This is a genomic window from Thalassobius sp. MITS945101, from assembly GCF_047123305.1.
Lineage (GTDB): Bacteria > Pseudomonadota > Alphaproteobacteria > Rhodobacterales > Rhodobacteraceae > Thalassobius.
Map to the genome: position 1 here is coordinate 1823546 of NZ_CP138918.1, position 20950 is coordinate 1844495.

Here is a 20950-nt window from a genome sequence, read left to right on the forward strand (position 1 = left end):
ATGGAACATCAAACCGCACTAAAAGGCCTTGTCAGCAACGATCGTCAGCATGACAGCGCGATCAAACATGTCACGGGCCGCGCTGAATACTGCGATGACATTGCCGAGCCGGCAGGCACGCTGCACGCCTATCTGGGGGTCTCGACCGTGGCCCACGCCAACCTGCGTTCGGTGGAGCTGGACGCGGTGCGCAAAGCGCCGGGTGTGGTGGGCGTGCTGACCGCCGAAGATATCCCCGGTCACAACGACATCAGCCCCACCGGTCGCAATGACGAACCCGTCTTCCCGACCGAGAAGACCGAGTTCCACGGCCAGCCGCTGTTTGCAGTTGTTGCCGAAAGCCGTGATGCCGCCCGTCGGGCTGCTGAATTGGCAGAGATCGACTATGGGGTGCTGCCGCACGCGCTGGACCCGATCGCGGCCCGTGACGCCGGTTACCCGATGATCACCGACCCGCTGAAATTGGAACGCGGTGACGTTGCCCCGGCGATGGAGCAGGCGCAAAATCGTCTGCAGGGCCGGATGGAGATTGGTGGTCAGGATCACATGTATCTGGAAGGCCATATTGCCTTTGCCGTTCCAGGTGAAGATGACGATGTGGTCGTGACCTGTTCGACCCAGCACCCCAGCGAAGCGCAGCATATGGTGGCCCATGTTCTGGGCGTGCCCTCCAACGCGGTTGTGGTGCAGACCCGCCGGATGGGTGGCGGCTTTGGCGGCAAAGAAAGCCAGATGAACATCTTCTGCGCTGTGGCCGCGCTGGCCGCCAAGAAGTGGAACCGTCCCTGCAAAATCCGCCCCGATCGCGATCAGGATATGACTGCCACCGGCAAACGTCATGACTTCGTTGTGGATTACGACGTGGCCTTTGATGACGACGGTCGGATTACGGCTGTGGACAATGTTTTTGCGGCGCGCTGTGGCTATTCCTCGGACCTGTCCGGTCCGGTGACTGACCGTGCTCTGTTCCACGCTGACAACGCCTATTTCTACCCGAACGTCCGCCTGAAGAGCGAACCACTGAAAACCAACACCGTGTCCAACACCGCTTTCCGGGGCTTTGGCGGGCCGCAGGGTGTGGTGGTGGCCGAACGGATGATGGAAGAGATCGCCTATAAGCTCGGCAAGGACCCGCTGGAGGTGCGTAAGGCGAACTTCTATGGCGATGAAAGCGATGGCCGCAACCTGACCCCCTATCATCAGACGGTAGAGGACAACATCATCCACCGCGTGGTGGCAGAACTGGAAGACAACGCCGACTATCAGGCGCGTCGTCAGGCTGTTCTGGACCACAACGCCAAAGGCGGGGTGATCCGCAAGGGCATCGCGTTGACTCCGGTGAAATTCGGGATTTCCTTTACCGCGACCTGGTACAATCAGGCGGGTTCGCTGATCCACGTGTATAACGACGGGTCGATCCATCTGAACCACGGCGGCACCGAAATGGGCCAGGGTCTGAACACCAAGATTTCTCAGATTGTGGCGGATGCTTTTCAGGTGGATTTTGACCGGATCAAGATCACCAAAACCACAACCGAAAAAGTGCCAAACACTTCGGCCACGGCGGCGTCTTCCGGTTCTGACCTGAACGGTATGGCAGCGCTTGATGCGGCTGAGCAGATCAAGGACCGGCTGGTCACCTTTGCGGCTGAATCGCGCGGCGTTGCTGAAAGTGCGGTGAAGTTCCTGCCCAACACCGTTCAGATCGGTGAGGAAATGGTGCCGTTCAATACGCTGGTGAAAGAGGCCTATATGGCCCGCGTGCATCTGTCGGCGGCGGGGTTCTACAAAACACCCAAGATCCACTGGGACCGCGCGGCGGGTAAAGGGCGTCCGTTCTTCTACTACGCCTATGGTGCGTCCTGTTCTGAGGTGTCGATCGACACCTTGACCGGTGAATATACCGTAGATCGCACTGACATCCTGCATGACGTGGGCCGTTCGCTGAACCCGATCCTGGACAAAGGTCAGGTTGAAGGTGCCTTTATCCAGGGGATGGGCTGGCTGACCACCGAAGAGCTGTGGTGGGATGATGCGGGGCGTCTGCGGACCCATGCCCCCTCGACCTACAAGATCCCGCTGGCCAGCGACCGCCCGCGTGAGTTCAACGTGAACCTGGCCGAATGGTCGGTGAACAAGGAACGCACCATCAAGCGCTCCAAGGCTGTGGGTGAGCCGCCCTTCATGCTGGGGATTTCGGTGTTTGAAGCGCTGTCGATGGCGGTGGCTTCGGTTGCGGATTACCGCGAATGCCCGCGTCTGGATGCGCCGGCCACGCCGGAACGTGTGTTGATGGCCTGCGAGCGCCTGAAGGCGGAAGGCTGATCTGATGGGTTCGGTGGCATCACTCCGCTCCTTTTTCGTCACCGGCGAGCCCGTGGTCAGCGTTTTGCTGACCCGGGTGCGGGGCTCGTCCCCGCGAGAGGCAGGCACGGAGATGTTTGTCACCGCAGACGCGCTGTTTGGCACCATCGGCGGTGGCCAGCTGGAGCACCGCGCCATTGATGTGGCGCGGGCGCTGCTGGCCAATGGCGATCTGGCCTGTGAGATGGATGTGCCGCTTGGCCCCGAGATCGGACAATGCTGTGGCGGTCGGGTTGAAGTGTCTCTGACCCGGATGAGTGACGGTGACCGCGAACTGGCGATTGCACGTGCCGAGGCCGAAGAAGGTCTGCTGCCACATGTCTATATCCTCGGCGCTGGGCATGTCGGCCGGGCGCTGGCAGATCAGTTCCAGCATATGCCGGTCAGCTGTGTGTTGGTGGATCAACGGGCCGAGGAGCTGGACCAGTCGCAGGCGGATGTGGAAACCCGCCAAAGCGCGATCCCCGAATTTGACATCATGACGGCGCCGCCTGGCAGCGCCTTCATTGTGCTGACCCATGACCACGGTCTCGACTTTCTGCTGACCTCGGCCGCGCTGGCGCGGCGGGATGCGGCCTATGTCGGGCTGATCGGGTCTGCCACCAAGCGGGTGAAATTCCGCAAATGGACTGAGAAACACTGCGAGGAGCTGAGCTCTATCGCAGCATTGAACTGCCCCATTGGGGCAGGCGGTAGCCGCGACAAGCGGCCTGCTGTGATCGCCGCCCTTGTGGTGGCCGAAGTGATCACGGCGCTGACCTCTGAAACTGCCGCAACCGCCCCCTCGGGGGCTGCTGAACCGCCACTGGCGGCGCAGTAATCGCACCCGCGCGCCATAGGAGGACAGGCGCAGCGGGGTATCGACGGTGAATAAAGGAGGACCCACCCATGCGGGACGGGAGCTATAACTATGCGCTGTTTTCACGCAGCGACTTCAGCGCGTTCTGGGCGCTTTTTACAGATAACCTGATCAACCTGATGGTGCTTGCCGGCGTCTGTCAGTTTGTCTTTGGCATGCCTGCCGAGATCGTCTTTGGCCGCATCGTACCGGGGGCCGCCGTTGCTATACTGGCGGGGATCGCGGTCTATGTTGGCCTGGCCAAACGCGCAGCAAAGCAGCACGGTCGCGATGTCACCGCACTGCCCTACGGCATTTCCACCCCGGTGATGTTTGTCTATCTCTTCGGTGTGATCGGTCCGATCTACTGGTCGACCAATGATCCGATGCTGGCCTGGCAGGTTGGGATCGGCGCGGGCTTTATGGGCGGCATCGTTGCGGCCCTTGGCGCGGTGGTTGGTCCCTGGCTGAAGCGGGTGACCCCGCGGGCCGGGATGCTGGGCACGCTATGCGGGATTGCACTGGTCTTCATCGGCACGGTGCCGCTGGCGACGGTGTTTGAGAACCCTTACATTGGCTTTGCCTCGATGATCATTATCCTGTGGGGGCTGGTCGGGCGTTTCCGTCTGCCGTTCAACATCCCCGCTGGTCTGTTGGCGCTGATCGTAGGCACCGTGGTGGCGCTGGCGATGGGCGATGCCAAAATCTCGGCGGAAGGCATCGGGTTCTACCCGCCGCTGCCCTATTTTGGCGATCTGATTGCAGGGATCCAGCATCTCTTTGCCAACCCGGAACTGTTCCTGGTTCTGGTACCGGTGCAGATCTACAATTTCATCGAAACCATGAACAACGTCGAAAGTGCCGAGGCGGCGGGTGACCACTACCCCGTGGCTACCTGCCAGATCACCGATGGTCTGGGCACTATGGTGGGCGCGGTCTTTGGTTCGCCTTTCCCGACCACCGCCTATATCGGTCATCCGGCCTATAAGCGGATGGGCGCGCATGCCGGCTACATCATCGGTGTCGGCATTGTGATCCCCTTCGCGGCGTTCTTTGGCCTGCTGGCGTTCCTCAACAACCTGATCCCCGTGGCCGCTGCCGCGCCGGTTCTGGTCTTTGTGGCGCTGAGCCTGATCACCAACACCGCGCATTCGATCAAGACCGATCATATGGCGGCTGTGACCATTGCGATGATGCCGCATGTGTCCAGCTTCCTCGTCACCAAATGGGGCTCGTTGATGGGGGCCTTGGGTGCCACCGGTGTCGCGGGTCTGCCACAGATGGGCGATCCGGCACTGACCGCCGCCTTGTTGCAGCAAGGGGCGCATTTTGAGGGCCATCTGGCGCTGAGCCAGGGGGCGATCCTCACCGGTCTGATCTGGGGGGCAATCGTCGCCTATGTCATCGACGGCAAGTTCCGCGCTGCGGGTGGCTTTGCACTGGCGGCTGCAGCCATGTCGATGGTCGGGATCATCCACGGGGCCAGCCTGCATTGGCCGGACCTGAACGGTGTGACCATGGGCTACATCATCGCGGCTGCGTTCCTGTTCATCTACCCCGCCTTCCACAAAGAAGACGAACTGGTGAACGAAAACGCCGTGGTCGACGAACCGGTGGCCAACCCGGCGGAATAGGCTGTCCGGCATCCGACAGTCTTTGGTGCGGGCCAACATTTCCCCGTCGCGGCCCGCACCACCCTCTCTCCTCTCTTTTACTTGAACGGATCCCAAGCCATGACCCAAACGCGCTTCCCCAAGGCCGAAAAGAAGCTTCTGCGCGGCCGCATTCTGAACTTCTCGGCCGAGCCGATGGACCACACCGATACCGAGGCCTACGCCTATATCGAGGATGGCGCATTGCTGATCGAAGACGGCAAAATCGCTGCTATGGGATCCTATGCTGATGTCGTGCCTGAAGCGGATGGCGTGGAGGTGGTCGATCACCGCCCGCATCTGCTGCTGCCCGGTTTCATCGACACCCACATGCATTTCCCGCAGGTGCAGGTCATTGCTTCCTGGGGCGACCAGCTGCTGGACTGGCTGAACAACTACACCTTCCCGGAAGAGACCCGCTTTGTCTCGCCTGAACACAGCGCCGAAATGGCACAGCGGTTCTATGACCAGATCATCGGTCACGGGACCACGTCGGCAGTGGCCTATTGCTCGGTTCATAAAACCTCGGCAGAAGCATATTTTGAAGAGGCCGCGCGTCGTGACATGCGGATGATCGGCGGTAAGGTTTTGATGGACCGCAACGCCCCTGATGGCCTGCTGGACACACCGCAGTCCGGCTATGATGACACCAAAGAGTTGATCGCCAAGTGGCATGGCAAGGGCCGCGCGCTTTATGCCATCACACCGCGCTTTGCGATCACCTCGACCCCGGAACAGATGGAACGCGCGGGCGCTCTCGTGGCAGAGCACCCCGAATGCTATATGCAAACCCATCTGAGCGAAAACCACAATGAGATCGCCTTTACCAAGGAGCTTTATCCCAACGCGCCTGACTATCTGGGCGTCTATGAAAACTATGGGTTGCTGACTGATAAGGCGCTGCTGGGCCACTCGATCCATCTTGAAGAACGCGAGATTGAGGTGCTGGCCGATACCGGTGCAAAACCTGTGTTTTGTCCCACCTCCAACCTGTTCCTCGGGTCGGGCCTGTTTGATGATGGCGGTCTGCGCGGGCGCGGCATCACCAATGCCATTGCAACAGACATCGGAGCGGGTACCAGCTATTCCATGCTGCAGACCCTGAACGAAGGTTATAAGATTCTGCAGCTGCAGGGGCAGAAGCTGCACCCGCTGCGGGCCTTCCACTGGATCACCCGTGGCAATGCGGTGGCCCTGGGGCTGGAGCATCAAATCGGCACCTTGGAAGCAGGCACCGAGGCGGACGTTGTGGTGTTGAACGCCAATGCGACCGAGGCCATGGCACTGCGGATGGAACGGGCAGAAACCCTGTCAGAAGAGCTGTTTATCCTGCAAATGCTGGGCGACGACCGTGCGGTGGATCAGGTCTATGTGGCCGGCCAGGCACAAAAGGGTGCGCCGCGTGAACGAACAACCCCTGTCGCTGCGTAATCTCCCCGTCGGTGACAGACTTTGGCCGCCCTTCGGGGCGGCCCTTTTTCACTGTCAGGCCGTCTGGCGTGCTGCCTTGATCAGATCCGCTGCTTTTTCGGCGATCATAATGGTTGGCGCATTGGTATTGCCGCCGATCAGACGCGGCATGACCGAGGCATCAACCACCCGCAGCGCCTGCAACCCATGCACCCGTAGCTCTGGATCGACAACGGCCATCTCATCCACACCCATCTTGCAGGTGCCGACAGGGTGGTAGATCGTATCAGCGCGTTCGCGGATCTTTGCGGCCCAGTCCGCGTCGCTCATGCCATCGGATATGCCAAACAGCTCTTTGCTTTCATAAGCGGCCAAGGGTTCGGTTTTCATGATGTCACGGGTCATTTTTGCGCCTTTGATCATCAGCTCCAAATCACGCGCATCACTCAAATAGGCCGGATCAATCCGCGGCGGCGCCAGCGGGTCGCCGGAGTTGAGACCGACGCTGCCGCGCGAATGGGGGCGCAGGGCGCAGATGTGGCAGGAATAGCCATGTCCCAGATGCAGTTTCCGGGCGTGATCATCGACAATCGAGATGACAAAATGCAGCTGAATGTCTGGCCGGTCCTCAGCAGGCGAGGTTTTCAGGAAGGCCGCCCCTTCAGCAAAAGGCGTTGCCACCATCGACTTGCCGTCTTTGCGCCAGCGCAACATCTCTTTCAACGCATGCCAAGAGGCGCGCAGCCCGATGCCGACGTTGTCGGTGTCTTTAGTTTTATAGGCGAGGGTAAAGTCCAGATGATCCTGCAGGTTCTGCCCGACCCCCTGCAATTCGTGCCGCATCTCGATACCGTGTGGCGCAATGTCCTCGGGGCGGCCAATGCCCGACAACTGCAGTAGCTGCGGTGAATTGAATGCCCCGCCGCAAAGCACAACCTCTTGCCGCGCATTCACCCTATGGCTCTGGCGTTTCTGACGGTAGGCCACGCCGGTGGCGCGTTTTCCCTCGAACAGGATCTTTTCAGCATGGGCGCCCGTAATCACCGTCAGATTGGGGCGGTCCATCACCGGATGCAGATAGGCCGCCGCCGCCGAACAACGCTCCCCATTGCGGGCGGGGTCGTGGAACTGGGTCACCTGATAGAGGCCGATGCCTTCGTTGTCGCCGCGATTGAAATCCTCGCTGACGCGATGTTGCAGCTGGGCGCCTGCCTCAACAAAGGCGCGGGAAATGGGGCGGGGCGCTTTCTGATCGCTTACTTGTAGCGGACCCTCTGCGCCGTGCAGGTTATCACCGCCACGTTCGTTGTGTTCCGACCTCCGGAAGTAGGGTAGCACATCGTCCCAGCTCCAGCCGTCACAGCCAAGGGCAGCCCATTCGTCATAATCCCCCGCATGTCCCCGCACATAAAGCATCGCGTTGATCGCCGACGAACCGCCCAAGGCCTTGCCGCGCGGCTGATACCCTTTGCGCCCGTTCAGCCCTTTCTGCGGGACGGTTTCGAAACACCAGTTGTTGAGCTTCACATAGTTGGGCAGCATCGTCACCACGGCCATCGGGGCGCGCACGAACAGGCTTTTACCTTTGCCGCCAGCCTCCAGCAGGCAGACTGAAACCTCGGGGTCTTCGCTGAGCCTTGCCGCCAAAGTGGACCCTGCCGAGCCGCCCCCAACAATCACATAATCGTAGTCCATCTGCCCCTCCCGCTGTCTGCCCGTTCACGTTCTCCGATCAGGGGCTGATCTGTCCAGCAGGACGCTACGTGCGTGCCGTGACGGAAACGGGCCAGATTTGGCCTGATGAAAGGGCTATTGCGAGCGGTCGAAAAATTTGATCATATTCCTGAAATCCCTCTTGAGAGCGGCCCTCGAATCCGCGCATCTAGAGGGATAGGCATTTCGCAGGGCCGCGCCGCCCTGCTTTTTCTGGAGGATCGCCAATGACCGTGCAGCCGAACTCGATCGAGGCCCGCGACGCCGCATATCACCTGCACCCCTATACCAACGCCCGCAAGATGGAGGCCGAAGGCTCTCTGATCCTTGAGGAAGGTGAGGGTATCTATGTCACTGACAACACTGGCAAACGCTATATCGAAGGCCTGTCGGGCCTGTGGTCCGTGGCGGTGGGGTTTGGCGAACAGCGTCTGGTCGATGCCGCTACAGAGCAGCTGAAGAAACTGCCCTACTACCACACCTTCGCGCAGAAATCGCACACCCCATCGGTTGAACTGGCGGAGAAGTTGATCGACATGGCGCCGGTGCCGATGTCCAAGGTGTTCTTCACCAATTCGGGTTCCGAGGCCAATGACACGGTGGTCAAGCTGATCTGGTACCGCGCCAACGCGATGGGCCAGCCCGAGAAAAAGAAGATCATCAGCCGGATCAAAGGCTACCACGGCGTGACCGTGGCCTCGGCCAGCCTGACCGGTCTGCCCTATAACCACATGTCCTTTGACCTGCCGCTGCCCGGCATTTTGCACACTGGCTGCCCGCACTACGGTGGTTTCGCACAGGACGGCGAAAGCGAAGCGCAGTTCGTTGCCCGTCTGGCGCAGGAGTTGGATGACATGATTCAGGCCGAAGGGCCGGACACGATTGCCGCCTTCATCGGTGAACCTGTCATGGGGGCCGGTGGCGTGATTGTCCCGCCCGCTGGCTATTGGGAGGCCATTCAGGCGGTACTGAAGAAATACGATATTCTGTTGATCGCCGATGAGGTGATCTGCGGATTTGGCCGCACCGGCAAGATGTTCGGCTGTGAAACCATGGGAATTGAACCCGATGTGATGGTGCTGTCAAAGCAGCTGTCGTCCTCTTACATGCCGATCTCGGCTGTTTTGGTGAACGACCGTGTCTATCAGCCGGTTGCGGATGAAAGCGATCGCATCGGCGTGCTGGGGCACGGCTACACCGGGTCTGGCCACCCTGTAGGCGCTGCCGTGGCGCTGGAAAACATCAAGATCATCGAAGAGCGTGATCTGGTTGGCAACGCCGCGCGGCTTGAGGCGCTGTTTCTGGACTGTTTGAATGCGTTGACCGGCAACCCGTTGGTCAAGGAAATGCGCGGCATCGGCCTGATCGGGGCGCTGGAACTGCACCAGCAGGGCGACGCGGTTGGCGTTGCCGGCGGCGCAATGTCAGCGGCCTGCATGGAGCGTGGCTTGATCGTGCGGAACCTTGGCGACACCGTGGCGCTCTGCCCACCGCTGATCATTACCGAAGCTCAGATGAATGAAATGTTCGATATCTATGCGGAGGCGCTGAACAGCCTTAGCTTCTGATCACGGCTGTATAGAGTGTTTAAAGGCGGGCCAACTGGTCCGCCTTTTTCTTTGGTTCACTGCACCAGTAACGAGTCGACAAGGCCGGGCAGCGCGGCAAAGTCACTGAACAGGGCGGCATGTGGCAGCTCTGCATGGGGCAGCTTGCAGTACCCTTCGGTGAACAACAGGAAGGGCACATCGGCCCGTCGCGCGGTTTCCGCGTCCACGTCGCTGTCGCCGACATAGATCACCGGCCCGTCTCCCAGCGCGTCAAATACGGCCCGCAAAGGGGCCGGATCGGGCTTGCGCTGTGGCAGGGAATTGCCACCCAGCACCTTTTCGAACAGTGGGGTCAGTTCCAGATGGTCCAGCACAACCTGGGTCGGCACAATCGGCTTGTTGGTACAGATACCCAGCCGGTGCCCCCTGTCCAGAAGTGTTGTCAGCGCGGCGCGCACATTTGGGTAAACCTCTGTCATCTCTGCGGATTTGGAATAACGCTCTTCAAAAGTGTCCAGCAGGCATGCATGTTCTGACGCGGCAATGCCGCGGGCGGCGCTCATCTTTTGCAGCAGCACACCGGCGCCGTTGCCAATAAAGCTGATGGTTTCCGGCAGGGTCAGCGGCTCTAACCCGCGATCCGCCAGCAGGCTGTTGGCAACAAACTGAATTTCGCGGGCGCTGTCGATCAGCGTGCCGTCCAGATCAAATACAATACGAGCCATCGGTCCCTCCTTGGTCTTCTGGCCGTAACCGAACTGATCAGCCCGCGAATGTCCAGTGCCTCACCCCGCATTCACCCGTTTGCGGTAGGCCGAAGGAGTCAGCCCGACATGACGGCGGAACTGGCGGGAGAAATAAGCGGGATCGTAATAACTAAGGTCAAATCCGATCTGCCGCACGTCCAGACGGGTGTAGGCCAGTTGACGGCAGGCCTCTTGGAAGGTGCGCGCTTCAAGAGTGGTTGAGGCCGGTTGACCGGTTGCGTCGCGTAGAACGCGGCTCAGGTGGGTGGGGGTGATGGCCAGCGCTGTGGCGTAATCGGTCACCGACCAACGTGCGCGGAAATGCTGTTGCAGCAGCTGTTCGAAATCCGCCAGGATCTGGGCCGCACGGGTGCCTGGGGCTTCGGATCGGGGATCGGGAAGGGCACGGGCCACTTGGCACAACAGCTGCGCCACAAGTGCACGCAGCATGGTAGCGCGTCCTTTGGCGGGGCACGCATGTTCCGCCGCTAAGGTTGCGACGTTGCTACGCATTTCCGGATCTACTGAAACCACACCCCAATTCGCCAAAATCCCCGCAACATCACTGGCAGGGGCAAACATGTCGGGCAGCGCGGCGGTTTGCACCGTCATCACGTGGCCGCGGGTTCCAGGGGCAAAGGTAAAACCATGCACCACACCCCGCGGGATCGACAGAAGACAGGGCAGGTCAGGGCGATACGGCGTGCCGTCAATTCGCAGGGTAACGCCCCCTTCCTCGATCAGGAACAGCTGATGCAGATGGGGATGCTGATGCGCTGCGATAGACCAATCCTCTGGTCCGGCGCGGTCCTTGATGGCCTCGATATGCAGGGCATCGGGCAGCAACCGGTCTTCGCCGTAGAGGGCATAGGCAGGGATCTGGGACATGGTTTGCACTGTTTCTTGCAGCGGATGTGATGTTCGATTTCTACCACTCTTCGCCGCATGTTGCCATTCCCCGATTTGCCCGAAGCGTTATGATCCTGGCCAGCGAACAGGAGAGCATATTGCGCACGCAGGTCTGTATCATTGGTGCCGGTCCGTCCGGTCTGTTATTGTCTCAATTGCTGCATCGGCAGGGTATTGATACCATCGTCCTGGAACGCAAGACCAAGGACTACGTGCTGGGCCGTATCCGCGCGGGCGTTCTGGAACGTGGCTTCGTCGATCTGATGCATGAGGCGGGGGTGGGCGACCGGATGCAGGCTGAAGGCTATGTTCATGACGGCACCCTGATCGCCTATGACAATCGCCAGTTCCGCATTGATTTCAGAGCGCTAACCGACTCTTCTGTCATGGTCTATGGCCAGACCGAGGTGACCCGTGACCTATATGCAGCGCGCGAAGCGATGGGTGGTGCAATCCTCTACAATGTAGAAGATGTGCAGATCCAAGGGGTTGAGTGGCAGACCCCGTTTGTCGAGTTCCACCAAGCGGGGCAGTGCAAGCGGATTGATTGTGACTATGTGGTGGGCTGTGATGGCTTCCACGGGGTGTCACGCAAAACCATCCCTGATGCAAAACGGCAGGAGTTTGAAAAGGTCTATCCCTTTGGCTGGCTGGGGGTTCTGTCCGAAACACCACCTGTGCATCACGAGTTGATCTACGCAAATTCGGAACGCGGCTTTGCCCTGTGCTCGATGCGCAACGAAAACCTCAGCCGCTATTACATTCAGTGCCCGTTGGATCAGAAACCCGATGATTGGTCTGACGCGGCCTTCTGGGAAGAGTTGAAGCGCCGGATCCCCGAAGAGGCTGCAGAGCGGTTGATCACCGGACCGTCGATTGAGAAATCCATTGCGCCGCTGCGCTCTTTCGTGACCGAACCGATGCGCTGGGGGCGGTTGTTCCTATGTGGCGATGCCGCACACATCGTGCCGCCCACTGGGGCAAAGGGGCTCAATACGGCGGCGTCCGATATCTACTATCTCTATCATGGGATGGTGCAGCATTATCTGCACAAAGACGGAGAAGGGTTGGAGCGCTACTCTGAGAAGGCTCTGGCCCGCGTCTGGAAGGCCGAGCGGTTCAGCTGGTGGATGTCCAACCTGCTGCATCAATACCCTGATCAGGGGGCGTTTGACCGTAAGATGCAATTGGCCGATCTGGCCTATTTGGAGCAAAGCAAAGTGGCCCAGACCTCTTTGGCAGAGAATTACGTCGGGTTGCCGTACTAAGCCCGCGCCCCGTCAGCCCAGCAGGTCAGCCCAGCAGGTTCACCATGCGGCGCAGGGCCAGTTGGTAGCCTTCAACACCAAAGCCCGCGATAACCCCTTCGGCCCGGGCCGAGACAAAGGAATGGTGCCGGAAACTTTCGCGCTGGTGGATGTTGGAGATATGGACCTCCAGCACCGGACCCTCAAACATGTTCAGCGCATCAAGGATTGCCACTGAGGTGTGCGAGTAGGCGGCGGGGTTGATGATGATCCCGTCCGCCGTGTTGCGTGCCTCTTGGATCATCTCGACCAAAGCGCCTTCGTGGTTTGACTGCTTGAGCGCAACTTCTGCCCCCAGTTCGGCCGCCAGCGCCGCGCAATCGCGCTCCACATCGGCCAACGTATCGCTGCCGTAGACCTCGGGCTGGCGGGTGCCAAGGAGGTTCAGGTTGGGGCCGTTCAGGATCAGGATCTGTTTGGGCATGGTTTGGCTCTCACGTGTGGTGCTGACGTTGTGTCAAAGCCTTGGAACCATTGCAAGACGGGCAAGGGCAGGTCAGTCTCGACCTGCGGCAAGAGGGGGACAGTTATGGAGTTTGCGGACAAGTTGGCAGTAGTCACAGGTGGGGCCAATGGCATTGGGGCCGCCTTGGCACGGGCCTTGGTGGCGCGGGGCGCGCGGATTGTGGTGACCGATCTGGACGGGGCAGCGGCAGCGAAGACCGCGGAGGAGATTGGCGGCCACACGCTGGCGTTGGACGTTAGTGATGGCGCGGCCTTGGAGCAGACGATTGACCAGATCGAGGCCAAGCACGGCCCGATTGACCTGTTCTGTTCCAACGCAGGCATCGCAACCGGGTTTGATCCGGCTTTTGAAAACGCTGGTGGCGCGGCGGATGCGGTCTGGCAAACCGCATGGGAGGTCAATGTGATGGCCCATATCCGCGCCGCGCGGGTGCTGATCCCCCGCATGAAGGCCCGTGGCGGCGGCGCATTTTTGCACACGATTTCCGCGGCGGGGTTGCTGAGTCAGGTCGGCAGCGCGGTCTATTCCACCACCAAACACGCGGCTGTCGGTTTTGCCGAAAACCTTGCGCTGACCCACCGCGATGATGGCATTCAGGTTTCCATCCTCTGCCCGCAGGGGGTGGATACGGCGATGTTGGCCGGGATCAGCCAGGGGCCGCAATCCAAGGATGGGGTGCTTAGCGCGGAACATGTGGCCGAGGTCACGCTGGATGCTGTGGCCGCGGGCCAGTTTCTGATCCTGCCGCATGAGCAGGTGCAGATCTATATGGAAAACAAAGTGCAGGACTATGACCGCTGGATCGTCGGTATGGCCAAGTTGCAGCGGTTCATGAAGCGCGAGGGCTGGGACAGCTAGTCTGTCTCTGCCGTATCCAAAATGGCCTCCGCGCCAATATCCGCCCGCGCGACGGAAACGGTTTTCACCACAGCATAGACTTGCATGCCCGTTTGCAACGCCAGTGCGTCAACCGACCGTTTGGTCAGGCGCGCAAGCATCTGTTCCTCCCCGACCGACAGCTGTACAAAGGCGCCTGGGCCACGGCCGGGCCTGATCTCGGTCACAGTGCTGTGCAGAATATTGAGCGCCGAGATGCCTTCGGGCCGCGTGAGAGAGAGCATCACGTCCTTGGCGCCGACCCGCACCCGCAGCTGTTCCCCCAAGGCATTGTCGACATGTGGCAAAAACAGGCGGTTTTGGCCAACGGCCAGTTCACTCAACCCATCCGCATGATGTGCAATGACACGCCCGGTCAACAGTGCACCGGTGTCACGCAACCCAATCGCATGGCCAAGACTGGGGTCTGACAGAACCTCCACTGTCGGACCCACCCGCCGCAACTGGCCGCGTTCCAGAACCGCAACCGTTGTGGCAAGACGTGCGATTTCGGAAATAGCGTGGCTGACATAGAGGATGGGCACTTGGGTCTCATCCCGCAGCCGTTCCAGATAGGGCAGAATCTCAGCCTTGCGGGGGGCGTCCAATGCGGCCAAGGGTTCATCCATCAGCAACAGTCGCGGCTGGCTGAGCAGCGCGCGTCCAATGGCCACCCGCTGTTTTTCGCCCCCTGACAGGGCGCCGGGGCGTCGGTGCAGCAGGTCGCCAAGCCCCAACATCTCGACCAGCCGGTCTTCTTGCGTCGAGGCCCCGCGCAACCCGGCAAACCAGCGGCCATAGCGTAGGTTTTGCTGCACGGATAGATGGGGGAATAGCCGGCCTTCCTGAAAGACGTAACCGATCCGGCGTTTGTGTGGCGGCAGGACATGGCCTTTGGTTGTGTCCATCAGCTGCCAATCATCGACTGCGATCTTGCCCCGATCAGGACGCAGCAACCCGGCCACGGCGTTCACAACCGTTGTTTTGCCTGCGCCTGACGCGCCAAACAGTGCAGTCACCCCCTTGGGGGCGTCAAAACGCAGATCCAACGTGAGGTCGCGGAATTGGTGATGCAGATCCAGATGCAGGCTCATGCGCCACCCACCCGTTTGGCGGCCCGCCGTGCCAGCACTTCGGACAGGACCAGCGCCCCCATGGCGATGAGGACCGAGATCACAACCAGTCGCAACGCCGAGGCCTCGCCGCCTGGCACCTGCAGGAAGGCGTAGATTGCCGAGGGCAGGGTTTGCGTCGCGCCGGGGATGTTTGAGACGAAGGTGATGGTTGCGCCAAATTCACCCATGGCTTTGGCAAAACCCAGAATCGCCCCGGCAATCACACCGGGCAAGATCAGCGGCAGGGTGACAGTGGCAAAAACCCAGATCTTTGAGGCGCCAAGGGTGCTGGCGGCCTGCTCCAATTTGGGATCAACGCCCTCGATGGCCAGCCGAATGGCCCGCACCATCAGCGGGAAACCCATGATCCCCGCCGCCAATGCCGCCCCGGTCCAGCGGAAGGCCAGCACCAGCCCGAAGGTTTCATAAAGCCATGCGCCGACGGGGGCGCGTCGGCCAAAGGTCAGCAGTAACAGATAGCCCGTCACAACGGGGGGCAGGATCAGCGGCAGATGAACAACGCCGTTGAGCAGCTGTTTGCCCCAGAACTCTTTGCGTGCCAGCACCCAGGCAACCGCAATTGCCAAGGGCAGCGCCAGCACTGTCGCCCATAGCGAGACACGCAATGACAGCGCAACGGCTGTCCATTCTTCGGGGCTGAGAAAATCCATGTCGGGCTTTGGTCAGTGGCTCTCTTGCGGCGGGTCGGTGAAACCGTGGCGCAGGAAAACCTCTTTGGCAATGGGGCTTTGCAGGAAGGTCAGCAGATCGCTGGCGGCGGTGGCCTTGCTGTCGGCAACGATGGCAGCGGGGTAGGTGATCGCGGGGTGGCTTTCCGGTGGAAAGGTGGCAAGGATGCGGACACGCGGGTCTGCCAATGCGTCAGAGGCGTAGACGATGCCCAGCGGGGCCTCACCCAGAGCCACCAGTGCCAGCGCGGCGCGGACATTGTCAGCCTGCGCCACCTTTGGGGCGAGGTCTTGCCACAGCCCAAAATGCTCTAACGCCGCCTTGCCGTAGATCCCTGCAGGCACCGCTTCTACCAAGGCCATGGCCAAACGTTCCCCTGCCAAGCGGGCGGTGACCTCAGGGCCAAGCGACAGCGGGGGCGCCTCTGCCGGTCCGATCAGCACTAGATGATTTCCAACTAAAGGCACCTGGGTGCCGTTCTGCAACAGCCCCTGCGCCTCAAGGTTGGACATCCAGTCCCGATTGGCGAGCCAGATCAGATCCGCGGGTGCACCGGCCTGCACCTGTCGGGCTAAGGCAGATGAGCCAGCAAAGGACAGGCGCAGGCTGTGACCGGTTTCGACCTCCCACACCGCCCCCACTTCGCGCAGGACATCGCGCAGGCTGGCGGCGGCAAACACCGTCACCTGTTCTGCCCGCAATGGCAGCGCCGCAAGGCTGAGCGACAGGACATACAAAACGCGCAGGAGGAAAGTCATGCGCGCAGTGTTTCGTGATTTCGCAGGGATGGCAAGCCGTTGGCCGCCCTGAGCGAGGCCTTAGGCCATCTGTTTCGGGCCGCAGAACAACCGGTACAACAGCGAGATGACCTCGCGGGTGTTTTCATCGGCCAGTGAGTAGTAAATTGTCTTGCCGTCACGGCGTGTGGAAACAAGGCCTTCTTCGCGCAGGCGGGCAAGCATCTGGCTAACGGCGGCCTGGCGGATTTCCAGCAGGGTCTCAAGCTCCCCAACTGATTTTTCCCCCGAGCCAAGGTGGCACAGGATCATCAGCCGGCCTTCGTGGGCCAGTGTTTTCAGGTAGGTTGCCGCGTGTTGTGCGTTGTCAGCCATCTCGCTGGGCGGGGCCAGTGGGGATAGGTCCGTTTGTTGGGTCATGGGGTCGATTGGGGTCTGGGGTCAGTTGGGGTCAATACCACATATCACAACATACGCATATTTGCGAATGTGTCACGGGGTGCCTCTCTAAAATGTGCAGTTTCCTGCCGGTTACAAGAGGTCAACCAGCGGTCCCCGTCCGCAGAGTGATGAAACGTCACCCAAAAGATACGAATTTGACTCATCTTTTAAGACGTCGGCAACCAAGGCGGGATTGCCGTGATTCGCGCTCTTAGTCTTGGTTGAGGAGGATCACGTTCCGCCGTGCCGCGCCGCCCAGGGTATCGGCAATTGCCTCGTTGATTTGCGCCAGTTCCCAACGTCCCGAGATCAGCTCATCCAGCTTCAACCGGCCCTGCTTATAGAGGTCCACCATCCATGGAATGTCCCGCCGCAGCACAACGTCACCCATTTTGGAACCAACAATCGACTGCCCCATGTCCGCCATTAACAACGGCGTGTAGCTGGCGGTTTCGCCAAAATGCGGCATGCCCACCATGACAATTTTGCCGCCATTGGCCAGATACCGTGGCGCCTGATCGTAGACCTTGGCGATGCCAACAGTGACCAAAACCGCATCCGCCCCGCGGCCAAGGATCTGTTGCACTTGCTTGAACGGTTTGGGCGTGGTGGCCAACACGACATCGGTGGCACCAAACTCTTTGGCGACCTCCAGCTTTTCGGCGCTCATATCGATCGCGACAATCCGCCGCGCGCCGGCGATGCGGGCCCCCTGAATGGCGTTCAGCCCCACGCCGCCCGCGCCAATCACCACCACATCCTGACCGGCGCGGATCTGCGCCGCGTTCACCGCTGCCCCAACCCCGGTGACCACTCCGCAGGACAGGAGCGAAGCCACGTCCTTGGGCATTTCGGCTGGGATATTTACAATCTGGCTCTGATCCACCACCACCCGTTCGGCAAAGCCGCCGGTGGCGAGAGCTTGCATGACGGGAGCGCCATCGGTGCTGCGGATCGGGCTGGCGCCGTGATCTTGCGGGGTTTCGCAAATGGTGGGTTTGCCAGTGGCGCAGCTGCCACAGGTTCCACAGGCGCGGATCAGGGTGACCGCCACATGGTCGCCTGCTTCGAACCCCGTCACACCAGCCCCCACGGCGGCAACCCGCCCGGCCGCCTCATGGCCATAGACTGCAGGGAGTGTACCGCCAAAGCCACCTTGCCAATAAGAGATGTCTGAATGGCAGATCGCCACCGCATCGACAATCACGTCAACTTCGCCCGCAGCAGGGGCACGCAGCTCAACCTCCTCGATCACCAGCGGGGCGTTAAAGGCGTGGCATACAGCAGCTTTCACACGGGTCATCTCGGGCTCTCCTCTTCCTTGCGGTTAAGGCTGCCCGAGCATTTCTTTAGCGTCCAGCAACAAAGCGCCTGCACCGGCTCAGATCGGGTTTGACGTTCCGTCAGTTTGCGGCCGTCTGCTGGCAGAGAACAGGCTGAGCGCGATCAGCATCAAGACGCCAGACAGCAGGAACGGAGCACCCGGCTGATAGATCGGGTTGCCTTCGGCGGTGGCCCAGGCAAACAGCTGGGTCAGCATCAACGGCCCTATCACCATCGCGATCGAGGTGATCGAGGACAGAACCCCCTGCAATTCGCCCTGGCTGTCATCGGGCACTTTTTGTGCGATGATCCCCTGCAACGCAGGCAGGCCCACGCCGCCAATGGCAATCAGAGGGGTCAGGATCAGGGTAATTGTGCCTGAGGTGATGAACCCCAACAGCACAAAGGTACCGCATTCCACGGTAAGGCCAAAGATCACCGTGCGCCGTTCGCCCAGCCATTTGATCACTGGCCCGACCAAAACACCCTGCACAAAGGCAGAGCCAATGCCGTAGAGCATCAGCGAAATGCCAATCATTCCAGGCGACCAACCGAACCGCTCAACACCAAAATAGGCCCAGATGGCGGGGTAAACCACTGTGGCCAGCTGGTAGAGAAAATAGATCAGGCTCAGGGATCGGATGGAGGGCAAATGGGACAGGGCCGCAAATGCGGAGAACGGGTTTACCCCTTTGAACCGGAAGGGGCGGCGGGTTTTCTCGGTCACGGTTTCCGGCAGCACCAGCCAGCCGAAAATCGCATTGGTCAAAGCCAAAGCCCCGGCCAGATAGAACGGTGCGCGGGTGCCAAATTCAGCCATGAACCCGCCGAGGGCGGGCCCCAGAACAAAGCCGGCCCCAAAGGCGGCGCCGATCAGCCCAAAGCGTTTCGCCTTATCCTCTCCCTCGGAGATATCCGACATGAAGGCAAAAGCGGTTGAATGTGTGGCAGAGGTGATGCCGCCCACAATCCGCGCTGCCAGTAGCAGCCAGATGGACCCAGCAACCGCCAGAACTGCATAGTCCACCGCCAGAACCAGCAGCGACACCAATAGCACAGGTTTGCGCCCAAATGCATCGGACAGCCGGCCCACCATGGGGGCAAACAGGAACTGCATGACTGCAAAAGAACTGGCCAGGATACCGCCCCAGATCGCCGCCTGGCTGAGCCCGCTGGAAGCAACCTCGCGGATCAAGGCAGGCATGACCGGCATGATCAGGCCGATTCCCATCGCATCAATCACCACCGTCATCAAAATAAAGAGGATCGGCAAACGCTGCGATTTTGCGGTGGGGCTGGCTGCGGTGGTGGACATGGGGCCTACATTCAAACTGAACTACTTCGTTCAGGCGAACATAGGCACCTTAAGGCAAAATGCAACGGCGCGACCTCAGGCCGGCTGATTACCGCAAGCTTTGAGCACTGAGTATTTAAAGATCATTGAAAGCGCTTTTCAACGATCGCTAACTACTCAAATTCCACAGATCAAAGTGCCGCAACCGCCGTTGCAAAAGCGCGTGCCGCGTCAGGGGCCTGCCCAAGCTGCTGAGCAGGGTCGAAGATATCAGACAGGGCAAGATCGGGATAGGTTTCGGCAGCGAGCGTGGCCAGATCACGCGCGCCAACCTGTTGGCAAAGCGCCTTCACGGCCGCCTGCGCCTCGGGGCGCGGCAGGGTTTCTGCCAGCCGGAATGACAGTGCCTCTGCGTGGATCAGGCCCTGAGCGGCTTTCAGCGCCGTCGCCATCGCGTCGGCGTTCGGGGAAAGATTAGCGGTCAGCGTTTTGCTATGTTCCAGCAGAGAGGCCAGCGACAGGCAGTACTGCGGCAGGGTCAGCCATTCGGTGAACCAGGCCGCGCCGTCGCGTTCCTGCCGGTGCAGTCCTGCGCCTTGCAAGATGGCGTTCAGGCCAATCGCCTGCCGCGCCAGTGCGACCATCGCCGAGGGCGCAACGGGGTTCTGTTTTTGCGGCATGGTGGAGGAGCTGCCTGCCATGCCAAGAGAGACCTCACCGATGCCGGTTTGGGTCAGCAGCAGCAGATCCTCCCCCCATTTGCCCAGGGCGGCCGCCAACCGGGACATCCAGCCACAAAGGGCCAGCAGGCCGGTGCGGTCAGAATGCCAGCTGCGTTCGGGATCCTGTAGGTTCAGGGCCTTGGCCAGCTCGGCGCGGATCTGCGGCGCTTGCGGCCCCAATGCGCCAGCGGTGCCAGCGGCGCCGGAAAGGGAGACAAAAAGCAGCTGTTTGCGCAGGGCAGGGATTTCGTTTCGTAGCGCCAGCAGCGGCTGGCCCCAGGCGGCAATAACCGCGCCGAAACTGGTGGGGGTGGCATGTTGGCCATAGGTGCGGGCCGCCATCGGCAGGTCCGCGTGGGTTTCGGCCAGCTGGGCCAGATCCTGCAGCAATGCAGCCAGCCCTTTTTCCATATGGGACACAAATTGGCGCAGCCGCAGCATCTGTGCGGTTTCGGAAATGTCCTGCGAGGTGGCACCAAAATGCACATATTGCGCGTGTTCCGGGGCTTCCATCAGTTTGCGGAAAGCAGCGACCAGACCGGGCACGGTCACGCCGTTTTGGCCGGTCGCCTCGGCCAGTCCGCCGGGATCAACCTGCAGTTCCATCGCCGAGCGGTGGATGAAGGCGGCGCTTTCTGCTGGGATGATCCCCATCTGTCCTTGCACCTTGGCCAACGCGCCTTCGACCAAGAGCATGGCGCGGACCTCTGCGGTATCGGTGAACAGTTTGCCAACCTCACCAACCGGAAAGAGGCGGTTGTACAGCTCGGAGCCAAAGACGGAAGAGGCCATGAGAA

General features: G+C 60.6%; 18 protein-coding genes. 7 read left to right on the forward strand and 11 right to left on the reverse strand.

What is annotated here, in order from left to right:
- From xdhB to guaD, 4 genes are all read left to right on the forward strand, one after another.
- On the forward strand, positions 1-2325 hold the full coding sequence (gene xdhB, locus SIC14_RS09220; protein WP_412565532.1) for a xanthine dehydrogenase molybdopterin binding subunit: 2325 nt from the start codon (positions 1-3) through the stop codon (positions 2323-2325).
- A 4-nt stretch (positions 2326-2329) separates the two neighbouring features.
- A complete protein-coding gene (gene xdhC / locus SIC14_RS09225; protein ID WP_412565533.1) occupies positions 2330-3184 on the forward strand; it encodes a xanthine dehydrogenase accessory protein XdhC in 855 nt (284 codons plus the stop codon).
- Between the two features lie 68 nt (positions 3185-3252).
- Positions 3253-4836 carry a xanthine/uracil/vitamin C permease gene (locus SIC14_RS09230; RefSeq protein ID WP_412565534.1) on the forward strand — a complete coding sequence of 528 codons (1584 nt, stop codon included), beginning with the start codon at positions 3253-3255 and terminating at the stop codon, positions 4834-4836.
- A gap of 99 nt (positions 4837-4935) precedes the next feature.
- Positions 4936-6285, forward strand: coding sequence for a guanine deaminase (guaD, locus tag SIC14_RS09235; RefSeq protein WP_412565535.1), 1350 nt, complete (start codon positions 4936-4938; stop codon positions 6283-6285).
- Between the two features lie 54 nt (positions 6286-6339).
- Here guaD and SIC14_RS09240 read toward each other — a convergent pair whose 3' ends face one another.
- Complete coding sequence (locus SIC14_RS09240; protein ID WP_412565536.1) at positions 6340-7959, reverse strand: GMC family oxidoreductase; 1620 nt, start codon at positions 7957-7959, stop codon at positions 6340-6342.
- 245 nt (positions 7960-8204) lie between these two features.
- Here SIC14_RS09240 and SIC14_RS09245 point away from each other — a divergent pair, with 245 nt between their 5' ends.
- Positions 8205-9545: an aspartate aminotransferase family protein gene (locus SIC14_RS09245; protein WP_412565537.1), complete on the forward strand. Its 1341-nt coding sequence runs from the start codon at positions 8205-8207 to the stop codon at positions 9543-9545.
- A gap of 56 nt (positions 9546-9601) precedes the next feature.
- Here SIC14_RS09245 and gph read toward each other — a convergent pair whose 3' ends face one another.
- The gene (gph, locus tag SIC14_RS09250; protein WP_412565538.1) at positions 9602-10252 is read right to left on the reverse strand and encodes a phosphoglycolate phosphatase; all 651 of its coding nucleotides are present in this window, start codon (positions 10250-10252) and stop codon (positions 9602-9604) included.
- A gap of 60 nt (positions 10253-10312) precedes the next feature.
- The gene (locus tag SIC14_RS09255; RefSeq protein ID WP_412565539.1) at positions 10313-11161 is read right to left on the reverse strand and encodes a helix-turn-helix domain-containing protein; all 849 of its coding nucleotides are present in this window, start codon (positions 11159-11161) and stop codon (positions 10313-10315) included.
- A gap of 119 nt (positions 11162-11280) precedes the next feature.
- On the opposite strand from SIC14_RS09255, the gene pobA reads away from it, so the two are divergent.
- Entirely contained in the window at positions 11281-12450 is a 1170-nt protein-coding gene (pobA, locus tag SIC14_RS09260) for a 4-hydroxybenzoate 3-monooxygenase (RefSeq protein ID WP_412565847.1), read from the forward strand.
- Positions 12451-12475: 25 nt separating this feature from the next.
- Here the strand turns inward: pobA and aroQ are convergent, their stop codons facing one another.
- Entirely contained in the window at positions 12476-12913 is a 438-nt protein-coding gene (aroQ, locus tag SIC14_RS09265) for a type II 3-dehydroquinate dehydratase (protein ID WP_412565540.1), read from the reverse strand.
- A gap of 105 nt (positions 12914-13018) precedes the next feature.
- On the opposite strand from aroQ, the gene SIC14_RS09270 reads away from it, so the two are divergent.
- Positions 13019-13813, forward strand: a complete 795-nt coding sequence (locus SIC14_RS09270; RefSeq protein WP_412565541.1) for an SDR family oxidoreductase — start codon at positions 13019-13021, stop codon at positions 13811-13813.
- On the opposite strand, the gene modC is transcribed toward SIC14_RS09270, so the two are convergent.
- The 7 genes from modC to SIC14_RS09305 all read right to left on the reverse strand — a co-directional run bounded on the left by modC (position 13810) and on the right by SIC14_RS09305 (position 20945).
- The gene (modC, locus tag SIC14_RS09275; protein ID WP_412565542.1) at positions 13810-14925 is read right to left on the reverse strand and encodes a molybdenum ABC transporter ATP-binding protein; all 1116 of its coding nucleotides are present in this window, start codon (positions 14923-14925) and stop codon (positions 13810-13812) included. The genes SIC14_RS09270 and modC overlap by 4 nt on opposite strands.
- Positions 14922-15617, reverse strand: a complete 696-nt coding sequence (gene modB / locus SIC14_RS09280; RefSeq protein ID WP_412565543.1) for a molybdate ABC transporter permease subunit — start codon at positions 15615-15617, stop codon at positions 14922-14924. Before modB ends, modC begins: the two co-directional genes overlap by 4 nt.
- Positions 15618-15629: 12 nt before the next feature.
- Positions 15630-16394 (reverse strand): molybdate ABC transporter substrate-binding protein, encoded by a 765-nt coding sequence (gene modA / locus SIC14_RS09285; protein ID WP_412565544.1) that lies wholly within the window; start codon positions 16392-16394, stop codon positions 15630-15632.
- 60 nt (positions 16395-16454) lie between these two features.
- A complete protein-coding gene (locus tag SIC14_RS09290) occupies positions 16455-16793 on the reverse strand; it encodes an ArsR/SmtB family transcription factor (protein WP_412565545.1) in 339 nt (112 codons plus the stop codon).
- Positions 16794-17025: 232 nt separating this feature from the next.
- Complete coding sequence (locus SIC14_RS09295; RefSeq protein WP_412565546.1) at positions 17026-18117, reverse strand: zinc-binding dehydrogenase; 1092 nt, start codon at positions 18115-18117, stop codon at positions 17026-17028.
- 78 nt (positions 18118-18195) lie between these two features.
- Complete coding sequence (locus SIC14_RS09300) at positions 18196-19452, reverse strand: TCR/Tet family MFS transporter (RefSeq protein WP_412565547.1); 1257 nt, start codon at positions 19450-19452, stop codon at positions 18196-18198.
- A gap of 170 nt (positions 19453-19622) precedes the next feature.
- Positions 19623-20945, reverse strand: coding sequence for a lyase family protein (locus tag SIC14_RS09305; RefSeq protein ID WP_412565548.1), 1323 nt, complete (start codon positions 20943-20945; stop codon positions 19623-19625).
- Between the last annotated feature and the right edge of the window lie 5 nt (positions 20946-20950).